This window comes from Leeuwenhoekiella blandensis MED217, from assembly GCF_000152985.1.
Taxonomy (GTDB): domain Bacteria; phylum Bacteroidota; class Bacteroidia; order Flavobacteriales; family Flavobacteriaceae; genus Leeuwenhoekiella; species Leeuwenhoekiella blandensis.
This window is the reverse complement of the sequence record NZ_CH672395.1, coordinates 1529340-1552740: the sequence shown is the minus strand read 5'-3', so window position 1 is coordinate 1552740 and position 23401 is coordinate 1529340. Positions and strand designations below refer to the sequence as shown.

25 protein-coding genes are annotated in these 23401 nt (G+C 39.7%); 2 read left to right on the top strand and 23 right to left on the bottom strand.

What is annotated here, in order from left to right; translation table 11 throughout:
- Positions 1–101 precede the first annotated feature (101 nt).
- Entirely contained in the window at positions 102–1349 is a 1248-nt protein-coding gene (locus MED217_RS06745) for an MATE family efflux transporter (RefSeq protein WP_009779741.1), read from the bottom strand.
- 22 nt (positions 1350–1371) lie between these two features.
- On the bottom strand, positions 1372–1668 hold the full coding sequence (locus MED217_RS06740) for an STAS domain-containing protein (RefSeq protein WP_009779740.1): 297 nt from the start codon (positions 1666–1668) through the stop codon (positions 1372–1374).
- A 358-nt stretch (positions 1669–2026) separates the two neighbouring features.
- Between MED217_RS06740 and MED217_RS06735 the strand changes: the two genes are divergently transcribed.
- Positions 2027–4072, top strand: coding sequence for a tetratricopeptide repeat protein (locus MED217_RS06735; RefSeq protein WP_009779739.1), 2046 nt, complete (start codon positions 2027–2029; stop codon positions 4070–4072).
- Between the two features lie 134 nt (positions 4073–4206).
- Positions 4207–4941, top strand: a complete 735-nt coding sequence (locus tag MED217_RS06730) for a hypothetical protein (protein ID WP_009779738.1) — start codon at positions 4207–4209, stop codon at positions 4939–4941.
- Between the two features lie 168 nt (positions 4942–5109).
- Here the strand turns inward: MED217_RS06730 and MED217_RS06725 are convergent, their stop codons facing one another.
- The 21 genes from MED217_RS06725 to MED217_RS06625 all read right to left on the bottom strand — a co-directional run bounded on the left by MED217_RS06725 (position 5110) and on the right by MED217_RS06625 (position 23364).
- Entirely contained in the window at positions 5110–7548 is a 2439-nt protein-coding gene (locus tag MED217_RS06725; protein WP_009779737.1) for a DUF4114 domain-containing protein, read from the bottom strand.
- Positions 7549–7646: 98 nt separating this feature from the next.
- Positions 7647–8366, bottom strand: coding sequence for a LytR/AlgR family response regulator transcription factor (locus MED217_RS06720; RefSeq protein WP_009779736.1), 720 nt, complete (start codon positions 8364–8366; stop codon positions 7647–7649).
- Positions 8367–8375: 9 nt separating this feature from the next.
- Positions 8376–8705, bottom strand: a complete 330-nt coding sequence (locus tag MED217_RS06715; RefSeq protein WP_009779735.1) for an Hpt domain-containing protein — start codon at positions 8703–8705, stop codon at positions 8376–8378.
- Positions 8698–9759, bottom strand: a complete 1062-nt coding sequence (locus MED217_RS06710; RefSeq protein ID WP_009779734.1) for an ATP-binding protein — start codon at positions 9757–9759, stop codon at positions 8698–8700. Before MED217_RS06710 ends, MED217_RS06715 begins: the two co-directional genes overlap by 8 nt.
- Entirely contained in the window at positions 9760–10893 is a 1134-nt protein-coding gene (locus MED217_RS06705; protein WP_009779733.1) for an FIST signal transduction protein, read from the bottom strand.
- Positions 10883–13258, bottom strand: a complete 2376-nt coding sequence (locus MED217_RS06700) for a PAS domain-containing sensor histidine kinase (RefSeq protein WP_009779732.1) — start codon at positions 13256–13258, stop codon at positions 10883–10885. The genes MED217_RS06705 and MED217_RS06700 overlap by 11 nt, the downstream gene beginning before the upstream one ends.
- Positions 13230–13796: a heme NO-binding domain-containing protein gene (locus MED217_RS06695; RefSeq protein WP_009779731.1), complete on the bottom strand. Its 567-nt coding sequence runs from the start codon at positions 13794–13796 to the stop codon at positions 13230–13232. The genes MED217_RS06700 and MED217_RS06695 overlap by 29 nt, the downstream gene beginning before the upstream one ends.
- Positions 13796–14212, bottom strand: a complete 417-nt coding sequence (locus MED217_RS06690; RefSeq protein ID WP_009779730.1) for a response regulator — start codon at positions 14210–14212, stop codon at positions 13796–13798. The genes MED217_RS06695 and MED217_RS06690 overlap by 1 nt, the downstream gene beginning before the upstream one ends.
- A 274-nt stretch (positions 14213–14486) precedes the next feature.
- Entirely contained in the window at positions 14487–15146 is a 660-nt protein-coding gene (locus MED217_RS06685; RefSeq protein WP_009779729.1) for an SDR family oxidoreductase, read from the bottom strand.
- Between the two features lie 67 nt (positions 15147–15213).
- Positions 15214–16431 carry a multidrug effflux MFS transporter gene (locus MED217_RS06680; protein ID WP_009779728.1) on the bottom strand — a complete coding sequence of 406 codons (1218 nt, stop codon included), beginning with the start codon at positions 16429–16431 and terminating at the stop codon, positions 15214–15216.
- 22 nt (positions 16432–16453) lie between these two features.
- The gene (locus tag MED217_RS06675) at positions 16454–17179 is read right to left on the bottom strand and encodes an SDR family NAD(P)-dependent oxidoreductase (RefSeq protein ID WP_009779727.1); all 726 of its coding nucleotides are present in this window, start codon (positions 17177–17179) and stop codon (positions 16454–16456) included.
- Between the two features lie 256 nt (positions 17180–17435).
- On the bottom strand, positions 17436–17942 hold the full coding sequence (locus MED217_RS06670) for a cupin domain-containing protein (RefSeq protein WP_009779726.1): 507 nt from the start codon (positions 17940–17942) through the stop codon (positions 17436–17438).
- 21 nt (positions 17943–17963) lie between these two features.
- Entirely contained in the window at positions 17964–18560 is a 597-nt protein-coding gene (locus MED217_RS06665) for a sugar O-acetyltransferase (protein WP_009779725.1), read from the bottom strand.
- 117 nt (positions 18561–18677) lie between these two features.
- A complete protein-coding gene (locus MED217_RS06660; protein ID WP_009779724.1) occupies positions 18678–19529 on the bottom strand; it encodes an aldo/keto reductase in 852 nt (283 codons plus the stop codon).
- Between the two features lie 43 nt (positions 19530–19572).
- Positions 19573–19806: a tautomerase family protein gene (locus MED217_RS06655; protein ID WP_009779723.1), complete on the bottom strand. Its 234-nt coding sequence runs from the start codon at positions 19804–19806 to the stop codon at positions 19573–19575.
- A gap of 33 nt (positions 19807–19839) precedes the next feature.
- Positions 19840–20196 (bottom strand): cyclophilin-like fold protein, encoded by a 357-nt coding sequence (locus MED217_RS06650; protein ID WP_040533301.1) that lies wholly within the window; start codon positions 20194–20196, stop codon positions 19840–19842.
- Positions 20197–20328: 132 nt separating this feature from the next.
- The gene (locus MED217_RS06645; protein ID WP_154648917.1) at positions 20329–20730 is read right to left on the bottom strand and encodes a cyclophilin-like fold protein; all 402 of its coding nucleotides are present in this window, start codon (positions 20728–20730) and stop codon (positions 20329–20331) included.
- Between the two features lie 315 nt (positions 20731–21045).
- Positions 21046–21924 carry an alpha/beta hydrolase gene (locus MED217_RS06640; RefSeq protein WP_230199243.1) on the bottom strand — a complete coding sequence of 293 codons (879 nt, stop codon included), beginning with the start codon at positions 21922–21924 and terminating at the stop codon, positions 21046–21048.
- Between the two features lie 5 nt (positions 21925–21929).
- Complete coding sequence (locus MED217_RS06635; protein ID WP_009779719.1) at positions 21930–22295, bottom strand: DUF2255 family protein; 366 nt, start codon at positions 22293–22295, stop codon at positions 21930–21932.
- A gap of 11 nt (positions 22296–22306) precedes the next feature.
- Positions 22307–22873, bottom strand: a complete 567-nt coding sequence (locus tag MED217_RS06630; protein ID WP_009779718.1) for a DapH/DapD/GlmU-related protein — start codon at positions 22871–22873, stop codon at positions 22307–22309.
- A gap of 92 nt (positions 22874–22965) precedes the next feature.
- The gene (locus MED217_RS06625) at positions 22966–23364 is read right to left on the bottom strand and encodes a (R)-mandelonitrile lyase (RefSeq protein ID WP_009779717.1); all 399 of its coding nucleotides are present in this window, start codon (positions 23362–23364) and stop codon (positions 22966–22968) included.
- Positions 23365–23401 lie beyond the last annotated feature (37 nt).

The following is a 23401-nucleotide window of genomic DNA, read 5'->3' as shown; positions in this document are numbered from 1 at the left end:
TGGTTTTTAATTCTGATTCAAAGATGAAAAGAAATAAAGCTGGTTTTTGCGAAATACGTTTGATCGAAGACTAGTGTAGACCAATGGTACTTTACTTGCGTTTAACGGTTAACACTTAATCTAACTCCCTCTTCCTTAAAACAATAGACCACTTGTACCAGAAGAAGTACAAGCATCGTGGCAATTTGTACCAACACCACGTGCAACAATTGGTCGTGAAACAAGAGCACGCCACTTATTTGTAAAGCGCCACCCACCAGACTAAAATATACAGGCCGGTATTTACCCAGCGATAAGAAGTAATAGGTAAACAGATTTGCCACTGCAAAAAGTCCGGTAGCTAAGGCATAAGGGCCTAAAAGATGCGCTACTTCGAGATACGCCTGCCCAAACATCAAATTGACGATCATCTTGGGGAAAGCGAAACACACCACCACAATACTTGCCGAAAGTAGCCCAATATAACCCACGTATTTCCATAAAATCTTTGTGGTACGTGTTCCTGCTTTTTTCTTCTTTACCACTTCCGGAAGCAACAGCATCACAAACATCCAGGCTACGAAATACACCACGCGTCCTATTAATGCCAACGAGGCGTACAATCCTGCTTGATAGGGTTCAAAGAAATGCTTTACAAGAATAATATCACTGTTGTTGATAAGAATTTGTGTTCCTTCATAAAGTGCTGTGATCGATAAAAACTTGAGGACTTCAGTTGTAGATTGGCGATCTAATGTTTCCTGATCGGTTTTGATGGTTTTTGCTCGGGGAAATTGTGCCGCTACAATAGACAAACTCACTCCCAGTGCTACACCAATGGCAGGCTGTTCTTTAAATAATAAGATGCATAAAAACGTAAGCAGTAACCTGCTCCACATTTCGATCTGATAGGTTTTTGATAAGCTTAGCAGTTCCTGTTTTCCTTGATAGATCCCGCGATTGATACTCATCACAAAATAGAACGGAACAGACAAGCCAAAAACCACAAACATCATTGATGAGGAGGTTTGTAATACTTCTTGAAAGAAGCTTGCAAAAAACACAAAGACAAGTCCTGTCGCAAACCCCATACGAAGGCTCCATCTATTGATCTTTTTTAGAAATGCGCCTTGCTTTTCTTCTTCGAGCAGTGCGATGAAGCGCGCGGTACCCAATTGAAACGTCATCGCTGCAAACGACAACACCAATAATAAGGTGATTAAAATCGCAGCATCGGCAAAAGCTTCAGGGCCAAGCAAGCGCCCAAGAAGTAAGTTATAAGCGTAGTTACCGGTATTTACCAGCAAGGCACTTAGCATAAAAATCTGTTGGGCAGAAATTTTCTGTTTGACAAAAGGTATCGCTATCATAATGGCAGATTTGGAGTGATTATTAGGCTACGTTTCCCAGCAAGTACCGCTTTCCGGCAAGGCCGAAGGTTCCACTTACCGATTTATTAGAAAGGCCTTTAAACAAGATGAGTTTACCACTGTTTCTGTAATTGGTTTGCAAAGTGATCAACTTCATAACAGTACTTAACGTAAGTTCTTGGAGTTCGCTTAGGTCGATCGTGATCTTCTTTTGATTTCTAAAGTCTTCATTGATCGTTGCTGCGAGTTCGCCAACAGACTGTACTTTTAAAATTCCACGTATTTGAATGCTCTGGTTTTGTGTGATAAAAGAATACATAACAAAAGATTTAAAGATTATGAAGCAAAGATGAGGAGCATCGAGAGGCGACAGCGGAAAATTTCGTTCGGCGGAATTTAAGTGTAGATGAATGGTTCAAATCCCGCAGATAAACCGAAACAACCAATGCTATCCTTTTAAAAAATATTTGTTATACACTAAGAAGGCTTCAATCCTCTTATATATAAGAATTACAAAGCCTGACGAAATCGCTCACGTATCGACTAACAAACTCAAAATCTGACGTTTCTAAAAGTTGTACTCCCCGTGAAATGCGCTTATGTTTCGATAAGCTGTACATAGCTGTAGATTAAAAAAGAAGGTATTGCGGCTAACTTGCTCCTACCAAATCTTAGTTATGAAAACAGTTTATTTATGCCTTGTAAGTGCTTTACTATTTATAAGTGTTCAGGCGCAAGAGATGCAAACCGGGTTTACTTATCTTGAAAACGGAAAGAACGCAGAAGCTCAAGAGTTCTTTGCAAAAATTCTTAAGGAATATCCCCAAAACAAAACCGCACGTTTATGTTATGCACGTGCTTTAGGTCTTGGCGGTCAACCAAAGGAAGCCTTAGCTTTATTTGAAGAAATGCGTAACGATTATCCCGGTGATCTGGAAATCGAATTAAACTATGCCGAAGCCTTTTTATGGAATAAAAACTTTGAAGCTGCAGTTCCTGTGTATAAAAAGCTCGTTGCAGAACATCCAGAGAATTTTGGGGCATTGTTGGGTTATGCAAACACCTTGTCAAACCTAAAACGCTATCAAGAAGCTCGGGTGTATATCAACAAAGCACTTGAAGTTGATGCGGAAAACCCAAGTGCCAAGGTCTCTTATAAATACATCAAATTAGGAATGGCGGGACAATTGGCCAAACGTCAAGAAATTGACAGTGCCGTTGCATTGCTTCAATCAAATTTTGAAGATTTTCCTCAGGATCGTGATACCCAACTCAATCTTATCGCCATCTATTTACCCAACAAAAGTTTTGAAGAAGCTGCTAAAATCTATTCTGGTTTTAATAAGAATAGTAATGACAGCATCACCGGGAAAATAGGTTTAGCACTTGTTGCTCATTTGCAAGAGGAAGAACAACAGGCATTGCAACAAGCGACGGAAGCCTATACTTTAAGTAAGCAAAAGAAAACCGACTCTTTAGTGCGTCTTCAAGCAGCAGAGCGTTATGTTCAAGCTTTAGTCTGGAATGCAAAGTATGCTGAAGCCAACCAAACGATCAAAGCATTAGATTCAACTTATACAGATCACAAGACCCTTTTAGCGTTAAAAGCGATGTTAGGGATGTATACCGGCGATTTTAAAGCTTCAGTAAAAAACTATCAGCAAATTTTAGCGCAAGATTCGACTTCCTTTGACGGCAATTTGGGGATTGCTAATGCCTATCGTGCAAGCGATAATCCGCTGCAGGCATATGCTTTCGCTCAAAAAACACTTGACTACTATGAGGGGCAAAAAGATGCTTTAGGTTTGATCAAAACTTTAGATCTATCGTACGCTCCAGAACTAGGCGCACGTGCTTCTTTAACCAAAGATAATGGAGAAAACCAGGCATATAGCTACGGCTTTAATGCTGCGCTACCTTTTTCTACTGCGTTTAAAATTGGTGCTCAATACGGTTATCGTATCACCCGCAACGGTATAAGTGGCGAAGAGGCTACGGCCTATGAACTTGGCGCTAATCTAGAATATCGCATAATGCCGGGCTTAAATTTTAAAGCCAACGCCGGACTCATTAAAGCAAGTACCAATGAAAATGAATATACCGATACACAAGGCGGAATAAGCTTACAAGCAAAACCCTTTAAACGCCAGCAAGCAGAGTTTGGTTATCGCAGAGCTTTACAGAATTTTAATGCTGCGCTACTACAAGAAAAAATAGCCTTGAATGATTATTTCTTGAATTACAACTGGGGAATTACAACACGTCTGGGTTGGTACACGTCTATGATCTATACCGCACAATCTGACGAAAACAACCGTAAATTGTTATTTACCTCGTTGTATTATTCCCTCACACGTAAGCCTGCGCTTAAAATGGGCTTCAACTATCAATATCTGAGTTATAAAGATCAGGTGAATGCTTTGTATTTCAGTCCGTCTAAATATCAGGCGGCAGAGCTTTTTGCAGATCTACTGCTTAAGCCTGCAGAAAACCTTACTATTCATACAGTTGCTGCCGGCGGTCGTCAATTTGTAGAAGATCAAGAAGCTACCTCTATTTTTAGAGCTGAAGTGAATGTACGCTACAGTTTCAGTAATCAATTTGATCTCGGCCTTTATGCGCAATACAGTAACATCGCCTCGGCTGTAGCCAGTGGTTTTGAGTTTGGAGAAGTTGGTTTAAGCTTAAGATGGCAGCCTTTTGCTAAGCCGCTTTTCAAGTAAATTACCTCAGTTAACATAAGCTTTTACGGTACCACAAAATGTAGCTATTACAAAAGCCTGTCCCAGACAGGCTTTTCTGTTTTTACAGGTTTCACCACAGCATTTTAAGTATATTTATGCTGCTAATTTGTGATATGAGGAACTACTTCTATAGCTTCTGCCTACTTTATTTATGTACTTTCGTTTGCAATGCACAAAAGCAGTACACTTTTGATCATTGGCTCACCTACACCAGAACCTTTTATAAAGACAGTATTAAAATTGAACACAGACCTTTTTATACAAAGGACAGTACGACTACCGTAATTTACTTAACCAATGCTAATGACAACAGCTATCACGCTGTGGTTACGCCTAAGGGTTCTTTACATTACAGGCTTCAGTTTAAAGATGAAAACGGACTCACATTTGACGTTAACCTTCTCAAAACGGAATTAGAACAAGCAACTAAAATCAATATTCCCTGTGAATTTGTGAGTAGCTATCGCAATCATTTTGCATTTATGACCAAGCACTATGCGTTCAGTAAAGTTCGTGATACCTTGGTTGATGGTAAAACACAACACTGGTATAGCTTCAGCCCAACAAGTAAGCGCAGGCAAAAGCGGTCTAAATCAGGAACAAAGATCTATCGGGTGGCACCTGAAACCGAATATCATCTTCCTGTATTTGACTATGCTGTAGCTTTTCTAGATTGGCAACTCGCCCCAAAACAAATCCCTAACGGAATTTTTGCCGAAAAACTTTTTGTCGATTATTATGATCATATCGATCAAAGAGATGTGTTGGTTTCCTTCCATAAAATAGATAAAAGCATTCGTATTGATGCAGCTTGCGATTATACCCAAGAAAACTCCAAATCAAACTGATTGTAATACGGGATCGGCAAAAAAACTTCACAAACGAGCTAAGGGCAAATCTTTCTGCCGGCCAAGGAAGACTCGTTAGGTAATGGTTTTTAAAGCTTTTGGTACCACAAAAAAGGCGGTAGTTTAAAACTACCGCCTCTAACAAACTAACTAACCAACACAAAAAAACTAATTTATAAGTAACTTTCCATTATATATATTACCGGTATCTGTGGTCACTGCATAACTGTATAAACCGGTAGGTAAACCGTCTCGATCCAGGCGAAGTGTATTTTGATTGCCTGAAGTTTTTCTCTTTTTTGAAACCACCTTGCGTCCATTCATATCTACAAGCTCGATGGCTGCTTCTACAGCAGGAGCCGGAAGTTTGATCAAGGTGTACTGCGTAAAAGGATTGGGATAATTATGTACCTGCGTGCTTTGAAGTTCTTGAGCTATCGCTTCTACAGAAAGACTGCGATTATTGCTAAATGCCAGATTTTTTAATCTCACCGCTGCTGACTGAAAATTGATATAATCACCCTGTACAGAAAATACAACACTGCGTATCGCGGTCACACTTTGAGCCTCACCAGATGCATTTTTAAATTCGTCAAAAGGAATTGCATAAAATTGATTTTCTTGAGATGCCGGTAGCGTATAACGCAGCCTGTTTGACCAATCTTCAAGGTTTGCCGGAACCAGAATAACTTCAACAGGAACATTGGTTTCCAGCTCAAATTCAAGAGCAGATAAATCACGCACATCAAGCGCCAACTCACCGGCGAGAATGTGTCTAAAAATATTAAACGTCCCCTTTACTTCTGCATTAAGTGAAACATTGCGTTCAATACTGTAAGCATCTCCTTCTGCAACTTCAACAGCTTGGTCGATGATAAAATCGGTCAGGTTTGCTTCAGTTTGATTATAGTCGATACCCCAAGGTCCGTCTGCAAGGTACAAAGCATCGTAACTACCTGTTTGAGCATCTGTAAGCGATACACCAACATCAAATAAATATCCGGTTTCTAAGATAACCTGCTCTTCATACGCGCCGCTAAGGCTTAAGTTTTGCACCGTGTTTTCTAAACTATCAGTTTCGGTTGCACGCTTATTAGTTTCTGCCACAAGTGTTTTTACTCCTGTTTTATTACACAGATTTAAAACAAGGGCACCGCGGCTGTAATATCCGCTTTTGACAAATACCTCGGGTAATTTATAGGTAGTATTGGGGTCGCTGTTTAAGCCTCCTGATTGCTCTAAAACATCTAAAGCATAATTTATAAGGCTACTCACCTGCGCTACTGAAGTTCCCCAAAATTGAAAGTTTAAATAGTCACCTTCCGGATATTGATCAATATTCCAGTAACTGTAAAGCGTTTGTGCAGCATCGCTCTGATTTACCGAAAAGCTCACAGCATATTCTTTGAGTCCGTTAGCTCGTAAAATTTCAGCTAAAATAAACTGATGTCCCCGCAGTTGAAACCTACGAATGTCATCAAGAGTTGCTCCATTCAATCGGTCACAAATCGTTTTGGCGTGATCATACACGCGGTCTTCGGTCTTGAGCAACAGACCTGCTACGACACGATCTTCTCCTTGATAGTAATCAATCGCAAAAATACCTGAAGCATTAGTGATGTCTTGCAAGTCAGACGGACTCGCAACAGCAGCTGTTTCGGTGCCAAAAAGTGCTGTTTCACCAAAATATGACGCCAGGTTTGAAGTGCCGTTTTTTGAGGGAAACTTACTTTTCTTAAATCGGGACTGGGCTGCTTTGGTATTTTTTTGATCGTTTGTTTTGCTTCGGTTCAAATTGCGCTTTGCAATGAGTGTAGACAGGTCTCCGTTGCTTTCTAAACCGCCGTCGTAAGCAGAATTCACCTTAGTTGCAGAAGCTACATCAGCATAATTTTTGGTTTCTAAAGCCGTATAAGGATTGGCTGAAATATAAAACAAGGCATCATTAAAATCTTGATCACACGAACTGTAGTCCCGACGAATATCTTCAAAACCTAGAATGATTCGTTCATTTTCAGGATCGTTGAGCAGCACGTTATGATAACGCAAAGCAGGATCGGCCTCCGGATTAAAATCGGGATTAGAATACAATTGCCATAAACCCCAGGTAACTTCAGACTTCCAGGCATTTGCCAGCAGCACCCAACCAATGCCGGTGCCGGCTTTAAAAGAACCTAATTTTACTTTGTTTCCGGCCTTTAAACCACCGCCGGAACCTTGTGCAGAAACATTAGGGAAAATTATGGTGATCTCGTGATCGTAAGGTTTTCGATCTAACGGATTATTGATATCATACGTATAAAATCCAAGAACATTTTTATACCCTGCGCCTTCGGCGACAAAAGTAACGTAGACTTCAGCATCTTCATGCACAATGACATCTGTATCATAACCACTAGAGATGTAATGCGGATTGTAAGTAGGCACCGCATAGGACTCCGGCAAAGCACTGGCAACAAGCGAAAGCGTTTCTGAGGTAACCACATCATCCTGAGCTTCTAAATAAAGCGGTGTGCCGTCTGAGGTATATTCACCTAAAAAGCTGAAATTTTGAGCAGTGGCAACCACCGAAATTAAAAGTATGCTTAAACTTAGAAAAGGTCTCATAATCTGGATTTTAATCCAAAATTAAAAGACTAGAAGCGCTGAAATTTGAATATTCGGTGGGTCGCGTTTAAGTGTAGTTGAATGGAAAACGCTACGCGTTAAAGCAAATTAAGACGCTTCATCAAAATAGGACGGTTTGAACGGCTAATAGGAATCACATCCTTTGCGATCAACACACTGTTGTCTTCAATGTCGATGATCTTATGAAAATTGATCACATAAGACCGGTGAATTTTTAAGAACTTACTCTCGGGCAGTTTCTCTTCGATCTTCTTTAAGGTAGAATGAACCGTATAGTTTTTCCCTTCGGTTTTGATGAGGATATAATCTCCTTTGGCCTCAATAATTAAAATGCTGTCAAAATCAATCTTGATCAACCTGCGGTCGATATTGATATATAAATCCTTGCCTTCCTCCTGCTTTGCTTCTGTGGCTGCTGCGGGTGCGGCAGGTTCTTTGCTGGTTAAAGAGAATTGCTGCGCTTTCTGAATCGCTTTTAAAAAGCGAGGTAATCCTACCGGTTTAACAAGATAATCTACAATGCAATCGTACTCAAAAGCTTCGATAGCAAAATTGCGATCTGAAGTGGTTAAAATAATTTTTGGCGGACTTTTTAAGGTTTGAATGAAATCAAAACCTGTAAAGTCGGGCATATGAATATCTAGAAAAATCAGATCAACCTCGTTTTGGTTTAAGTATTTAATAGCACTTATCGCATTCTCAAATTGTGCTACAACCTCAACATCTGTGCTTTTCTCACAGTGGTTACGAATTATTGAGCGCGCCAAAGCTTCATCATCGATTATAATGCAATTCATAAGTAGGATTTAAAGTTGGTTGACAAAAACTACCATTTTGTTTAAAACAGCTTCAAAGTCTTGTGCAGATGTAGGGCGGCCTGCTCTCAACTCATTTTCATAGGTAACGGCAGTTTCATAACCGTGTTTCATGTTCAAGATACTTATTTTATGTTTTAGCTTATGAACATCTCCCGCTGTTTTTAAAAAATCTTTGGCCTCTAAATTACTATGGTACTGTTCAATCTCTTCTGGCAATTCTTCTTTGATGATCTGTAGCATCTCCTGCTCAAAGTCGGTCATACCTCCTGAGATTTCTTTTATTTTAAGCAAATTAGGCGCATCCATAGTATTAAGCATTAGGTTTGGGCAGGGTAAAGAAAAAAGAGGTTCCCTGCTGAAGTTCTGATTCTAACCAAATTTCTCCATCATAATATTTAATGATCTTCAATACGATCGAGAGTCCTATTCCTTTATGTTTAGAATCGTTATCGAGCGTTTGAAAAACCTGAAAGATCTTATCGTGATAGGAAGGAGCGATACCATTGCCATTATCTGCAATACTGAATTGATACCGGGTTCCAAGATCTTTGAAGTCAATTTTTACAAAGCCTTGCGCTTTATCATTATACCGAATCGCATTTTGAATTAAATTTTGAAACAACTGCTGAAACCGAAACGAGTTCCCATAAACCAGGGGCAATTGATTCAGTATTGAAACTTCAATATGCGCCGGAATATGCATCGTTTCAATCAAACGTGCTACCAGTTTGTTCAAGTTGATCGCATACGCTTCGTCTTCTACTTTGTCTATCGCAGAATATTCAAGAATTCCTTGAATAAGGTCATGCATATGCTCAACGTGCTCCAGAATGAGATCCAGATTTTCTGCACCGTCTCCGCGTACATCACCATCTTCGATCAAAAAATTGGTCAATGCATTGATGTTGTTTAAAGGCGACTTAAGGTCATGCGAAACGATATGCGCATAATCATTCAGCTCTTTATTCTGCTTCTCTAATTGTGCTAATAAAATATCACGCTGTCTGTTTGACTCAATGATCTCACGGGTTTGGTTATCGATCACGCGCGCCAGTTCTAAGGCATCAAGATTGGTTTCTTCAATTTTTTGATTAGAATCTTCTGGGTTACTATGTTTATACAGCTGAGCAATCGTATTGGTAAGACTTTTAATGATCTCCTTTTGTTGATTGGTCTCTTTTCTTAAACTTTCATTAGCCTCATAAAGTTCGTCTGAACTAAGTGCCATCGCGCGCTGCACCATAGCCAATTGCTCTTCATAATTGGTATACGAGCTACTTACTGCATTTAAAAAGACATCAAGATCTTCTTTGTAATCGACTCCTTGGTTTTGGAGATGTTTCCGTAGTTGTCTTTTTAAAAGTGCATTCATCTACTCACTTATTAAGGTTAGTGTCATCGTCTGATTATGCAGTTCACAGATACGGTCATCAGAAAAAGGTGCCAACTCCCCATAACTGTAAAATCCTGAGATCACCGCTTGATTACCCAAAACTTCGCATACCTCCTCTACTTCTTCTTCAACACGTTGATCCATTACCAATTTACGCCCCACGCAACTCACAAGAATAGCCAATTGACACGGATGCTCCCGATGTTTAACTGCTCGTTTGGCTGCTTCCAGCGCACCGTCTACAATACCATCAACCGTAGCCATCATCAATTTAACTTTTGCTCCTTCTGGTGCATCGCCGGCCAAAACCATCGCATTGCTAGCTTCATCAATATTTAAAATCGTGCGCACCAGCGGTCGTTTTTTGTCTTTAAATTGAACGCTTAACGGGTAAAATAAAGATGCCTGTGGCAGTTCTGAAGCTTTTTCACCAAGATAATTCTTATACAGATCTAATGCAGGTTTATGGTCTAATTCGTAAAGCACATTACCTTCCGATTTGGTGATGAGCCGCTCAGGACCAAAGGAAAACCAGCCGCCATAATTGGCGTATGAAATCTCTAAAGATGCGCCGTATAAACCAATTGCGATCACTTCTCCTTCCTTTGCAGGTTCATTATAGGCCGCCAAGGTCTTTTCAAACCGGGCATCATCCCCGCACAGGCCTCCGGTAATCGTAACGTCTTCAGGTAACACTGAAGCTATACCTTTGATGAGTTCGCTTCCGTTTACGTTGCTTCCTTCAGATAAGACAAATACGTGTTTAAGAAGCTTTTGATCTAACTTTTCAGCAAGATGCTTTCCGGTTTTAAAACTGTTTTTATCCTCTTTTAAGATGGAATGTGTTACAATCTCAAAAGAGGCTTTTTCAAACTCAATTGCTGTATACGACAAGCCGTTATTGAGTACCGAAGTTCCCGTGATCTCTCCAGAGGTCGACCCAAAGACCAAATGCCCATCAGGAAATAACGCGCGCATTTCAGAAAAAACAGCTTCCTGCTCCAGAACAAACCGATTAGAAAATATTAAGACTAACGGACTTTTTAATGATACTGCTTCCGATTTGTGATTCCAGTTTCCTGAAGCATCCCGATTTCCTTGTCTAATTTTCATGAGCGTCTTTTTTTAAACTGAAATAAAAGGTGCACCCTTCATTTAGCTCGCTTTCTAACCAAACCGAACCATCATACAGATCAACAATTTTCTTAACTATTGAAAGTCCGATTCCTGTAGATTCCTTATGATCTGTGAGCGACTGAAAAATCTTAAAGATCTTATCGTGGTAAATTTTATCAATACCCATTCCGTTATCCTCAACGGCAAATACGTGTCTGGTGGCTTCTTCGGTATAGTGTATTCTAATCAAGCCTTTTTCCTTATTGCTGTAGCGAATCGCATTACTGATTAAATTCTGAAATACTTGTTGTATGCGTGTTCTGTCTACGTTCACAATGGGTAAATCATCAGGAACGATCAATTCTATATGTTCGGGAATATAAAGCAAGGTTTCAATATCCTCAATCACCTCTTTAATACTTACCTCTTCATCCTGAATATTCTCACGTTGAATGCTGCTGTAATTCAAAATCCCGGAGATCAAGCCTTCCATCTTCTCTAAAGTGTTCTCCAATATGCTGAAATTCTCCAAACTCTGCTCATCCAGATGCTCTAAGTTATCTTCTTTGATCCAGCTGGCAAGGGCGTTGATACTACGCAACGGACTCTTCAAATCATGAGAAACCACGTGCGCATATTCTTGCAATTCCCGATTGCTTTTTTCTAAGGTGTTGAGCAAAGATTCCTTTTGCGCTTCTAAGTCTTTGAGCGTTGTAATATCAAGATGAATTCCTATAGAACCCACCAATTTCCCGTTAATGTCAAAATTAGGCGCCCCGCTTATCAACCAATTGCGCTTCTCCCCTGCCTTGTTAAAGACTTCGATTTCATAAGAGTCTGAAATCCCTTTTTCCCGCAGGTCATTCTTTTTTAAGACTTGAACAGCATCACTTGGTTTCATAAAAACCTCTGCTGCTTTCTTGCCTATCAGTTCGCTAGAGTCGTAACCACTAATCTCACTAAAACTTTGATTTGCGAGCAGGATACGATCTTCGGTATCTACTTCGAGCAAACCAAGATTCATATTTGCAATAATGTTACTGTACTTTTCTTTTTGCTGTTGCAAGTCGTTCTTGTATCGGCGCGTGACAGTAACATCGGTATAACTCCATAAATGTCCTTTGTATTGGCCGTTTGAGAAAATAGGAACAAAATCCCTTTCAAAAATTCGACCGTCTAGCAATTCTAATTCATCTCCGGTAACCAGCTGGCGCTCGGCTACGATTTGAGTAATGCGGCTTACAAATTGCTCGGGATTTTTAAAAAGATGCTTGTTTTCTTCCGCAGCATTGGAGCAATCTAAACCTTGCATATGTTCAGGCTTCACAGGAATGCCGAACATGTCACAAAACATTTGATTGGTAAGCACGATTGCCCGGTCTTCATTTTCTAGTAAAACACCGCTTTGCAGTCGAGAAATAAGTGCAGATAGCCGGTTTTCTGATTCTACGAGTTGTTCTCGGGCCAAGAGTTCTTTGGTCACATCTTCAACCGTAATTACTTCTTGCGTACGGGTGTGGTTATCGTGATTGCGCACAGCGCTCACATTGATCTTGGTCGTAATGATCTGTCCCGAGCTGGTGATGTATTTCTGTGTGGTGACAAAAGAATCAAAAGCTCCTTTATGCAAATCCTTTCGCTTTTCCTCATAATCTGATTGCTCTGCTGCAATGGTAATCGATTTCAAATCTTTACCAATTATTCGATCTTCAGGATAGCCTAGGATTCTGGTAAAACTGGCATTACACTTTTCTATTATGCCATCTGTAGTTAAAGCAATACCTAATGGCGAGTTATTTACGATAAACTCCAGTTGTCGCTTTTGCTCATCGATAATACGGGCTTTGCGCTCTTCATCGGTGATATCTCGTACAATTCCCTGCGCTACGATCGCTTTATTGTTCTCATCTACAATAGTACTCGCATTGATGTGTACGCGTCTAATCGCCCCGGTTTTTGTACGAATGCTTACCTTAAAATCGGTAATGCTTCCTTTTTTCAACAAACCTTTAAAGGCTTCAGCTACAAGCTCCTGCTCTTCTGGTAAAACCAAAGCTGGTAAAAACACCGGTTCTTTGGTAGGATCATATTCTAGCAAGGCGACTGCAGCATCATTCATCTTGAGCACATGGCCTTCAACATCGATCACAACATAGGCGTCTACTAAGTTTTCAAATACGCCCTGAAGCTCGGTATTCTTTTGATAGATTAACGACTGAAGCTTGTCATTTGATTTCTGAAGTTCTTGAGAAAGCGCATAAAGTTCTGAAGATTTTTTCTCCAAAATTGACTCAGCCATCTTACGCGCTTTGCGCTCGCGCTCTACAAGTCTTTTATATAGTTCCGGATCTTTTGTGGTCATCTCCCTTTTCTATAAAAAATCGCACGTGCGTGCCATCTTCTTTAATTTTCTCGAATGTCACCTTATGTTCAAAACCAAAATGTTTAAAGGTCTCGTGCATAAGCCCAAGACCAAAATTATACATGGCTCTACTTGAATGATAATCTAAAACTAAGGTATTTTCTGACCTTTTAATCGTCTTAAAGGTAGGAAGTTGCGAATCAGGGTAAATTTTACGCACTTCCACGTGAATATGATCTTCAATAGAAGCTAAAAGTTCTAACGGATCGCTATACGTATTTAAGAGTGCCGCATAACTTGACTTAATCACTTTAAAAAAATGCTGCGCATAGATATAAAGCAACTCATCTATGCTTAATTGTGTACGCGCACTTAAAGCCGTCAACAAATTGATCATTTCTACAAATTTGTAGGTCCCTACAGCAGTATACGCACCTCCCGATTCCAAGTTTGAAGCCGTAATGATCTCATCGACCATCTCGATCCCAAACTTCTCTTCAACCAGTTCTAAAAATTCTGTAAAAACAATACCTTTCATTAGAGATGAATTAATTCGTTAAGACTCCAGTAATTCAATAATCCGGATAATTTAGTAACATAATCTTCGTACTTCAAGGGTTTGAGCACATATCCCGCGATTCCGATCTCATAGCATTGCTTTACATCGTTATGATTGCTGGATGTGGTGAGCACCACGGTAGGAATGTATTTAAACGTATCATCTGCCTTTAAGATCTTCAAAAACTCAATTCCGTCTATTTTAGGCATATTGAGGTCTAGCAAAATAAGATCAGGCAAAATGCTTTTATCACGTAAGAGCGTCAAAGCCTCTTCGCCGTTTTTGGCCTCTATCAATTTATGATTTAAAGCTTCCTTAGATAACACACGTTTGAGCTTCATTACCTCAATACGGTCATCCTCAATGAGTAAAATAGATAGCACTTTCTTTTTCATTTACTTTTGATTTGAGTTGGGTGCGCTAAATACAAGGTTTTTCGCGCGTGTAAAATTCAGAAATCTTAGAGCGATTATTGGTTAAAAGCGATGAAACCAAAAAGAAGTGTAGACGAATGGAACTTAAGTGTAGACGAATGGTAAAAATACTTGTACTTTATTGATTGAGATGCAATGGTAATATTATAAAGCATTTAAGCCTTTAGCGTTGTGAATAAAAAAAATCCTGTTGATCGCTCAACAGGATTTTTTATTCTTAGGTGCTATAATTGATCTAGCACACTTTCGCCAGCGCATCGGCAATCTTGTCTTCACCTTTGCTCATTTCAATTACTTTTCCGTAAGTTTTTGGATCTTTTAGGACAGTTAAAACAGTTTCTGCAACTGCCTGACGTGGAATTTCAGATCCTACTTCATCCGGGGTTTCGGTCATTAAAACCTTTCCGGCTTCATCCTCATCGGTTAAAAGAACAGGACGCAAAATTGTATAATCTAACGAACTTCTTTTCAGTTCTAAATCAGCATAATATTTTGCGGTAAAATAGGGTTTCATTCCGTCTACTTTTCCCCAATAGGAACGATTATCAACCTGCGAAGCACTAACCATCACAAATCGCTTTATATTATGTTTTTCAGCTTCATTGATAACTTTAATAGCGCCATCAAGGTCGATTTCTATCGTTTTATCATCTCCGGTATTTCCGCCAGATCCTGCAGAAAACACGATAGCATCATAATTTTTAATCACCTCGCCAATAGCTTCAGGCGTATTTTCTAAACTTTCTACAACCGTATCAACGCCCATTTCTTCAAAAAGTGGTTTTTGCTCCTCTTTTCTAATGAACGCCGTAGGTTCTACATCTTCTGCAGCACGCATCGCTTTGGAAATTCGTTGTCCAACTTTTCCGTGTGCTCCAATAATTAAAACTTTCATATCAATCTTTCTTTTTCGTTTATTTTCAAGTTAATTTTTCTTTCAGAGAACCTGTTTTAAAAGGCTCTTAAACTTTGCTGCTTTTTAGGCTTGTTCTTGCAAAAATCACAACTGTGGAAGCTGTCGCGAAAAAAGCCATTATATAAGCCATCGTTACCGGCGAACCATCGTCTTCTCCAAACAAAGCCAGTAAAACTGAAGATAACACGCCACTTCCATACTGAAATGCTCCTAAAAGCGCAGCGGCGGCTCCCAACATTTCCGGGGCTTTATCGAGCGCTGCAGCATTGGTACAGGCTACGATTATTCCGTTCATTGAAAAAAAGAAAAATACCGTGCCTATTACGGCGTAAATTCCGCCAATCTCAAATTTGACCAATAGCGCCAAAGCAATTCCCGCCAGCATTGCTACCGAAGTTGCGATCTTCAGCAAATTATCCAGCGAATATTTTCGCACCCAAATTCTGTTAGCGATGCTGAAGCCCATAAGACCTAAAATATTGATCGCAAACAACCAACCATAATATTCCGGCTTGACATTAAAATACGTGATATACACCGCCGGCGAACCGGTAACAAAGGCGTAAACGCCCATATAGAAAAAGGTCACGCAAAGCGTATACACCATAAAATCTGAATTCTTAAAAAGTCGGCCGTACTTTTTAAAGGTTTCCAGCAGCGAAGTTTTAGCTTGTTTTTCTGGCGGAAGGGTTTCCGGCAAACGCTGAATCGCAATAAACATCACCGCGCCAAATGCTGCCAATACCCAAAAAACAACCGGCCAGGTACTGAATTTTATAATCTGACCACCCAGCAACGGACCAGCAATCGGTGCGATCGCCATCACCACCATTAAGGTTGAAAGCATCTCGGCCGCCTGTGTACGATCGTAGCGATCTCGAATCATCGCTCGAGACAACATTGGCCCCACGCAAGCGCCAAAGGCCTGCAATACCCGAGCCGTGACGATCTGAAAAATAGTTTCTGAAAACGCACAACCTATCGAACCGATAATGAATAAAATAAGTCCGATTCTTAAGGGCTTTTTTCTCCCGATTCGGTCGCTTATAGGTCCCCAAATGATCTGCGCCAAAGCAAAACCTATCAAAAATCCCGAAATGGTTAATTCTACATCGCCTTGCAGATCTTTGTGCATTTGCGGCATCGCCGGTAAATAAATATCGGTAGAAAGTGAGGTGAACGCCATCAAGGCGCCTAAAACACTTATAAAATAAAGTTTTCCTACTTCGTTGGTATCGTTTGCTGTGGTTGGGGTGTTTTTCATTTAGGGGTTTAAAATGCTGTTTCTATTTTGCTTTACTCAATTCGACTCCGCTTCGGTTTTTGCAAATAGTAATTAATTTTTGCTGAAAGTCAGTATTCGTGATTTCAGAATGTGGTTTTTGTTGTTGCTGATGGAAAAAATACTTCCCGGAAACTTTTGCAGCATCTTCTTCGCTCGTTGCCAGCCAAAGTTGGGTTTCGTAACCTTTTTGCAAATCATCGGGAGCAGATTGCCCTCCCATTTTTGTAGGAACCCAACCGGGATCTACCGCATTCACATAAGTCTTAGGATAAATTTTGGCAACATAATCCATTAACAGCGTGAGCAGAAACTTAGAATCTGAATAACTGATATTCGGTATTTCAGCTTCATTTTTCAGCATACTTCCACCTTTATGCATACTTGAGCTTAGGTAAATCAACCGATTTGGAGTTTCAATTTCAGCAGTCAAAATATAAGGTGCCAAGACATTTACGTCGAATAATTCTCCGGAAGAAATCCCTGCATTATGAATAATCGCATTAAACCTTCCGAAGCTATTGAGTTCTTTTGCCAACTGTTTTACCTCATCGATATTCGCTAAATCGGCAATTAAAACTGCTGAAGCATTGGGTAATTCTGCGTTTAGATCTTTCGCTCGCTGTTCATTTTTGGCGTGTACAAAGACTTTGTGATCTTGTGCTAACAACGCTTTTGCCGCGAGTAGACCTAAACCATCGCTGGATCCTGTGATAAATATTTTTGCCATAATTTACTTCTTTTGAAATGAGGATGAGACCCTGAATCAAGCCCGCCTAGCCGGCTGGCAGGTTCAGGGTGACGTTATTTTCAAACGACTAAATCTCATATAGAGAAAAACAAAAGAAGGAAATAAACTACCTCGGGGAAAGCCCTCGAGGCATTCGTTAGAAACAAATTTTTAATTTCGAGGCAAGCCTCTGGGTATTATACCCTTTGGCGGTGCCAATAAACCTGTTATTTCCTCCTTTTGAAGTTCAACCAACCTATTTTTCTTCTTCAAAGGCTACTTCGTCTTGCCAAATCGCGCCGCCTTCTGCGATATTTGGTAGTATGACCAGGTGACTCATTACATTATTTTTTACCGCGCCGTGCCAATGTGAAACTCCGGGTGGACATTTGATCACGTCGCCTTTTTTAATTTCTTCAAGCTCTTGTCCTTTGATTTGATGATAACCTTCGCCTTTGGTTACGACCAAAATTTCGCCTGCAGGATGAATATGCCAATAGGTTCTTGCTCCGGGTTCAAAAGCTTCGGTAACCAGCATCATATCGTAGATCGAATCTTGCATCACGTGCGGTTTCACCCAAACATTACCGGTATTATTTTCTGCGGAAGCTAAAGCGCCTTGCTGAATTTCTTCAACATTTACCGTCGGCTGTTTCTTATTTTCTTCGGTTTGAGTTGTTGAAGTTTCCTGCTTACAACTCATAAAAAACAGCATTAACAATAAGCCGATATTGGTGATTTTGAAGGTATTTTTTAGAGACATGTAAAGCTGATTTTGGTTGAATTAATCTTCTAATTTTTTCAATTCCTTCGCCGGAATACCACCGACTAATGTACGTGGAGGAACATCTCTGGTCACCACCGCTCCAGCAGCTACCACAGAATGTTCACCAATGGTTACGCCCGGTAAAATATTCACGTTAGAACCAATCCACGCATTCTTTTTGATCGTCACTTTCCCCGGAACCAAAGTTTTGCGCTCTTTAGGTGAAATGGGATGATTTTCTGAAGTGATACTCACTCGCGGGCCGATCATTACTTCATCTTCAATTTCGATTCCGCCCAAGTCAAGCATCGAGCAATCGTGATTGATAAACACGCCTTTTCCTAAAGAAATATTTTTGCCGTAATTGGTATAAAATGGTGGATAAACCGTGGTGGTTTCATCTAAATCTTTCCCGGTCAATGTTCCAAAAAGCGCTCTGCCTTTTTCAAGATCGTATTCTACGTTGAAGTCTTTTAAAACTTTGAATGCTTCGCTCGCCACTTCGGCCAATCTCGGCATATCGGGATCGCTCATCGAAACGCTTTCTTGATCTCTCAAGGTTTTGATGATTGCATCGCGATCTTCAGCAGGTTTATGTTCTGTGTTGTTTTTCATTTTTCAGAAATTATCTATTTCAGCAGCTGAAAAATTTTCAGCATAAAAAAACCTCTCCGTAATTCTATAAAATGAGCTCCGGAGAGGTTTTGTTTTAAAGTTTATTAAACTTCAATCTTATTGAAATACAGGCATTTGATTTGCATCGCCGTAATCTTTGATCTCTTCAACATTTTTCAAGGTTGTCATATCTTCTTCAGAAATCTCAAAATCTACATCTGCGTTGTTTAGCATATGCTTTGATTTTGTGGTTTTTGGCAATGGCAACACGCCTAATTGCAGGCTGTAACGAATCGCTAACTGCGCAACGCTTACGTTATACTTGTCTGCCATCTCTTTTACGGTTTCGTGATCCATCAACACACCGTGACCAAGTGGAGAATATCCTTCGGTTAAGATGTCGTTTTCCTGAGCAAACTCAATTAATTCGCTTGGTGTTTTACCAATATGAACCAATATCTGGTTTACCGCTGGTTTTACGTGACCGTTGTTTAAAATGTTTTCGATATCAGACTGCTCAAAATTTGACAATCCGATCGCTTTGATTTTTCCGGCTTCGTAAAACTCTTCTAGCGCTTTCCAGGCTTCCAGGTTTCCTTCGTCATAATTCCCGCCACGGAAATCATTCCAAGGTTGCGGACTATGAATGATCATTAGATCGATATAATCTACATCTAATTTTTTGAACGACTCATTGATCGCTTTTTTAGCGTCGTCATAAGTCTTTTCTTCAGCAGCCAATTTAGTGGTGATAAATAACTCTTTACGGTCGATTCCGCTTGCTTTTATTCCTTTACCAACACCTTCTTCATTTTGATAGGCTTGCGCAGTATCGATATGGCGATACCCTAATTTTATGGCTTCTTGTACAGCTTCACTCACATCGTCGTTATCGACCATCCAAGTTCCTAAAGCTAATTTTGGTATTGCTACTCCGTTATTTAAAGTGAATTTTTCTTCTAAAATCATAATCTTCTTTTTTGGTTAAACTTATTTCTATTTTTAGTACTGTCTATTCATCAAACGAATAACCCGGCTTTTTGTAGAGCGATTCGATATTGGGTTTGATCTCTTTATCGTAAACCGCATCTTTCCAATCTTCTTTCGGAATATCTTCGATCGCTACCGAAACCGCTTCGTCGGGATTCTCGGTATTTTCAGTAATTACTTTGGTAAACAAATCGGCTAGTTTTTGCTTGTTCTCTTCCGATTGTCCCGCTGCTATTTTTAAATGTATATGTGGCATTTTCTTTTTCTTTTCAATTTTTTTCTGCGGAAATTATTCTGCTACCAATTCGAATTTGGCTTCTTTATTTCCAGAGAATTTTAGATGTTTCACGTCTGCTTCGTCGATTTTTCCAACGCTCACCAATCCGCTGCTGTATTTAAAATCTTTGTAAAAAATCGCGATATCTCCCCAAGGTGAATAATACGTGATATCGCCTGCTGAAGGATCGTAACCCGCCGGCGCACCTTGTGTAGAAAGCTTTGGCTTTGGGTAAAAAATCTTTTCGTTACTCGCGTAATCTTCCAATTCTACCGTTAACGGCAACTGCGCAATAAGATCTTTTGCCGTGGCATTATCGTATAAAGTTGCCATCAACTCGGTATCTCCTATCGTTATTTTTAATCTCATTTTCTTACTATTTTCTTGATGATTTTGAGCCGAAACCGGACTTGTAAAAAACCCGACCAAAAGGACCAAAATCGACAAAATTCGATATGTTTTTAATTGCTGCATCACTTACCGAAAAAGAAGGGTAAAATGTTATATACTACTTGAAACAGTCAACCTAATGTTACTGCCTAAATTCTTAATTTCTGAAAGCTGATTTTTATCTTCTACTTCACCAATTTTGATTAAACCCGTGTGGGATGCCGATTGTTCTTCACCGGCATATAAAATCGTAAAGTAATTATCAGCTAAGCAAATGTCGCCATTGGTCCAGCCGTTGTGTTTATCTGCTTCGTCAAAAGCTAATGGAGCAGGAATAATTCCGCAGTAATCAAATTCGTATTGATCTAGATTTACCGTGTAAGGCAACTTTGAAAGTACATCTTTCGCTGTTGTAGAATTGTTGAATTTTGCTTTGAATTTTTTCTCTCCTACTTTAAGAATTACTTCGGTTGCTTTTTGAGGATCCTGACTCATTTTTTGTTTTGATTTCACTATTCAAAATTAACAAGAATCACTCTCTTAAGCTTAAGCTTTTCAAACTGAAAACTATGGAAATCAAACATCCCTTTAATTTAACTATTTTTAACTGATTGCTGATTTACAGTTACTTAAAACCACCTTAAGCTTAACTAAACTTTAAGAAAACCAAGGGTTTTTATAAATTTCAACACTCCCAAAGCGTTTGATTTTTATAATATTTCCTAAAACTTTTAACCTATAAAAAACAAAACCCCATTGAATACGATCAATGAGGCTTCGAAAACTAATAGTCAAATTTGTAAAGTTGAGTGCTTCAACTTTGATGTATTATTTCAGCTTGGCAAGAAATTCTAGGCCGATTCCTGCAGCTTTTTCTGTAGCATTTGTAAATACGTGATCTACATCTTCAAGCAGGTGAAGTTCGCTATTTTGATAACGCTCATCATAAGTTTCAGCATATTGATAAGGCACAACCTGATCTGCTTTTCCCTGTACGATCAAAACCGGCCCCTGAAACTTTTCTGCACGTTCATAAATATCAAGTTTAGACGTCGATTCTAAATAGGCCCTACCTACTTTTTCATTATTAACTTCTATGTACTCGGGTGGATTTTGAGGGTCAAAAGTTTTACCCATCATTTTTCCTTCTTCAATCAAATCTTCCATCACAGCAGCCGGAGCAAATAAGGCTAAACGAGTAACTTGATCACCTAATTCTCCAGCTAAAAGAGAAGCTACTACTCCGCCTTGCGAATGCCCCATTAAACTGATGCCGGATACAAAATCAAGCTGATTTGCGTAGTTGAAAACGGCTTTTGCATCTTCAACTTCCAGAGGAACCGTCATATCGATAAACTTACCGTCACTCTCGCCGTGACCATTAAAATCGAACCGAATACTCGCAATCCCTTTTTTCTGCAAACCATCTGCTAAATGCGTTACTAAAGGCGTCTCTTTGTTAGAAAATATCCCGTGCATTAAAATGACTATCGGGTATTTTTGACCTTCTTCCATCGCCGGTGTTTGCAAGACAGCTTTTAACGTTCCTACCGCTCCTTCGATTTCTACATTTTCAGATTTGGCCTTTATCATCGCACTTTGATTTACAGCTTCTTTGTTTTCTGTTGTTTCCTTTTTTTGATTTTTACAACCAAAAAATGCAGCTGTCAAAGCAACAACCAGTATAAATTTTGAAACTTTCATCATTAAAATTATTTTACCTGAACTGTTGCCGCTTTTGCGCGATCGCTGATCATTGATCCTAAATACGGACTACTGCTGTATTTTGCACGATAGGCTTCGTCAATTTTATCGTTGATTTCTTCGCCTTTGATCGGTTCAAACTCTACATCTTTTTCGATGCCTGCAGCTTTTATTTTTCCGGCTTTTTGGCTTAAAGCTGATTGATACCAGCGTGAGCTTGTACCGTTATACGCTCGGACATATAAATTGCCTTCAACCTCAACAGACCAGATCCAGGTTAGGGTTCCGTAGGTTTTTCCATCGGCACGAAAAGGTGCGATATGAAAATCGTTTTCTGCTGCGATCGTTTTTATTTCTTCCGTTGTTAAACTCATCGTTCTAAATTTTATAATTCTTTAATCTTTTTGGCAGGAATTCCCGCATAGACGCTATTAGGTTCAACATCTTTATTCACCAAAGCTCCGGCTGCAACTACTGAATTTTCTCCAATCGTTACTCCGGGTAAGACCGTTACATTTGCGCCTAGCCAGGCTCCTTTTTTAATGGTCACTTTCTGCGGAACCATCATGTTTCGTTTTTCGATTTCTGTAGGGTGATTTTCCGAAGAAATATTCACACGCGGACCGATCATTACATTATCTTCAATTTCAATTCCGCCCAGATCCAGAAAACTACACGCGTGATTGATAAATATGTTTTTACCCAATTTGATGTGCCTGCCGACATTGGTGTAAAACGGAGTGAACAAAGTGGTGCTTTCGTCGACTTCAGTGCCAATGATCTCTCCCAGATATTTTCGTACTTCATCTAAACCTTCAGCATTATTCAGTTTTAGATTAAGTCCCATTGTTTCTTCAACAGCTACACGAACATCACCATAATCGGGATCTTCCATCGGAATCACTTCATTTGCCAGTAATCGCTCGAAAATATTTTTCTTCGTTGCACTCATAAATTATCGAATCTTAGTTTTTATTTAATGAGAAAGATGAAATGCCGGAATCCAAAGAATTACCGGCATTTTTAAGTCATACAATTTGGGGGTTATTTCTGGTATTGTTCGTCTGAAACTTTTTCTAACCAGTCTACCACTTTACCGTCTTTCTCTTCCTGAATCGCAATATGACTCATTGCTTTGTTAGGAGAAGCGCCGTGCCAGTGTTTTTCTTCCGGTGGAAACCAAACTACATCACCAGGACCAACTTCTTCGATAGGGCCACCTTCACGTTGTACCCAACCCGCACCAGAGGTGATGATCAAGGTTTGACCGGCAGGATGCGTATGCCACGCAGTTCTTGCCCCAGCTTCAAAAGTCACCAAAGTTCCGGCTCCTTTTGTAATATTCTCTTTTTGACCAAATAAAGGATCTAATCTTACGCTTCCGGTAAAATAGTCTTCTGGTCCTTCTACAGAATCGATGTTTTTGTTTTTCGTAATATCCATAACATTTTATTTTTTCCTTTTTCTTTTCATTTAAGCT

Bases quoted from the DNA above. Each gene is read 5' to 3' on its own strand.
- MED217_RS06745 (WP_009779741.1), bottom strand. From the start codon at position 1,349: ATGATAGCGATACCTTTTGTCAAACAGAAAATTTCTGCCCAACAGATT.
- MED217_RS06740 (WP_009779740.1), bottom strand. From the start codon at position 1,668: ATGTATTCTTTTATCACACAAAACCAGAGCATTCAAATACGTGGAATT.
- MED217_RS06735 (WP_009779739.1), top strand. From the start codon at position 2,027: ATGAAAACAGTTTATTTATGCCTTGTAAGTGCTTTACTATTTATAAGT.
- MED217_RS06730 (WP_009779738.1), top strand. From the start codon at position 4,207: ATGAGGAACTACTTCTATAGCTTCTGCCTACTTTATTTATGTACTTTC.
- MED217_RS06725 (WP_009779737.1), bottom strand. From the start codon at position 7,548: ATGAGACCTTTTCTAAGTTTAAGCATACTTTTAATTTCGGTGGTTGCC.
- MED217_RS06720 (WP_009779736.1), bottom strand. From the start codon at position 8,366: ATGAATTGCATTATAATCGATGATGAAGCTTTGGCGCGCTCAATAATT.
- MED217_RS06715 (WP_009779735.1), bottom strand. From the start codon at position 8,705: ATGCTTAATACTATGGATGCGCCTAATTTGCTTAAAATAAAAGAAATC.
- MED217_RS06710 (WP_009779734.1), bottom strand. From the start codon at position 9,759: ATGAATGCACTTTTAAAAAGACAACTACGGAAACATCTCCAAAACCAA.
- MED217_RS06705 (WP_009779733.1), bottom strand. From the start codon at position 10,893: ATGAAAATTAGACAAGGAAATCGGGATGCTTCAGGAAACTGGAATCAC.
- MED217_RS06700 (WP_009779732.1), bottom strand. From the start codon at position 13,258: ATGACCACAAAAGATCCGGAACTATATAAAAGACTTGTAGAGCGCGAG.
- MED217_RS06695 (WP_009779731.1), bottom strand. From the start codon at position 13,796: ATGAAAGGTATTGTTTTTACAGAATTTTTAGAACTGGTTGAAGAGAAG.
- MED217_RS06690 (WP_009779730.1), bottom strand. From the start codon at position 14,212: ATGAAAAAGAAAGTGCTATCTATTTTACTCATTGAGGATGACCGTATT.
- MED217_RS06685 (WP_009779729.1), bottom strand. From the start codon at position 15,146: ATGAAAGTTTTAATTATTGGAGCACACGGAAAAGTTGGACAACGAATT.
- MED217_RS06680 (WP_009779728.1), bottom strand. From the start codon at position 16,431: ATGAAAAACACCCCAACCACAGCAAACGATACCAACGAAGTAGGAAAA.
- MED217_RS06675 (WP_009779727.1), bottom strand. From the start codon at position 17,179: ATGGCAAAAATATTTATCACAGGATCCAGCGATGGTTTAGGTCTACTC.
- MED217_RS06670 (WP_009779726.1), bottom strand. From the start codon at position 17,942: ATGTCTCTAAAAAATACCTTCAAAATCACCAATATCGGCTTATTGTTA.
- MED217_RS06665 (WP_009779725.1), bottom strand. From the start codon at position 18,560: ATGAAAAACAACACAGAACATAAACCTGCTGAAGATCGCGATGCAATC.
- MED217_RS06660 (WP_009779724.1), bottom strand. From the start codon at position 19,529: ATGATTTTAGAAGAAAAATTCACTTTAAATAACGGAGTAGCAATACCA.
- MED217_RS06655 (WP_009779723.1), bottom strand. From the start codon at position 19,806: ATGCCACATATACATTTAAAAATAGCAGCGGGACAATCGGAAGAGAAC.
- MED217_RS06650 (WP_040533301.1), bottom strand. From the start codon at position 20,196: ATGAGATTAAAAATAACGATAGGAGATACCGAGTTGATGGCAACTTTA.
- MED217_RS06640 (WP_230199243.1), bottom strand. From the start codon at position 21,924: ATGATGAAAGTTTCAAAATTTATACTGGTTGTTGCTTTGACAGCTGCA.
- MED217_RS06635 (WP_009779719.1), bottom strand. From the start codon at position 22,295: ATGAGTTTAACAACGGAAGAAATAAAAACGATCGCAGCAGAAAACGAT.
- MED217_RS06630 (WP_009779718.1), bottom strand. From the start codon at position 22,873: ATGAGTGCAACGAAGAAAAATATTTTCGAGCGATTACTGGCAAATGAA.
- MED217_RS06625 (WP_009779717.1), bottom strand. From the start codon at position 23,364: ATGGATATTACGAAAAACAAAAACATCGATTCTGTAGAAGGACCAGAA.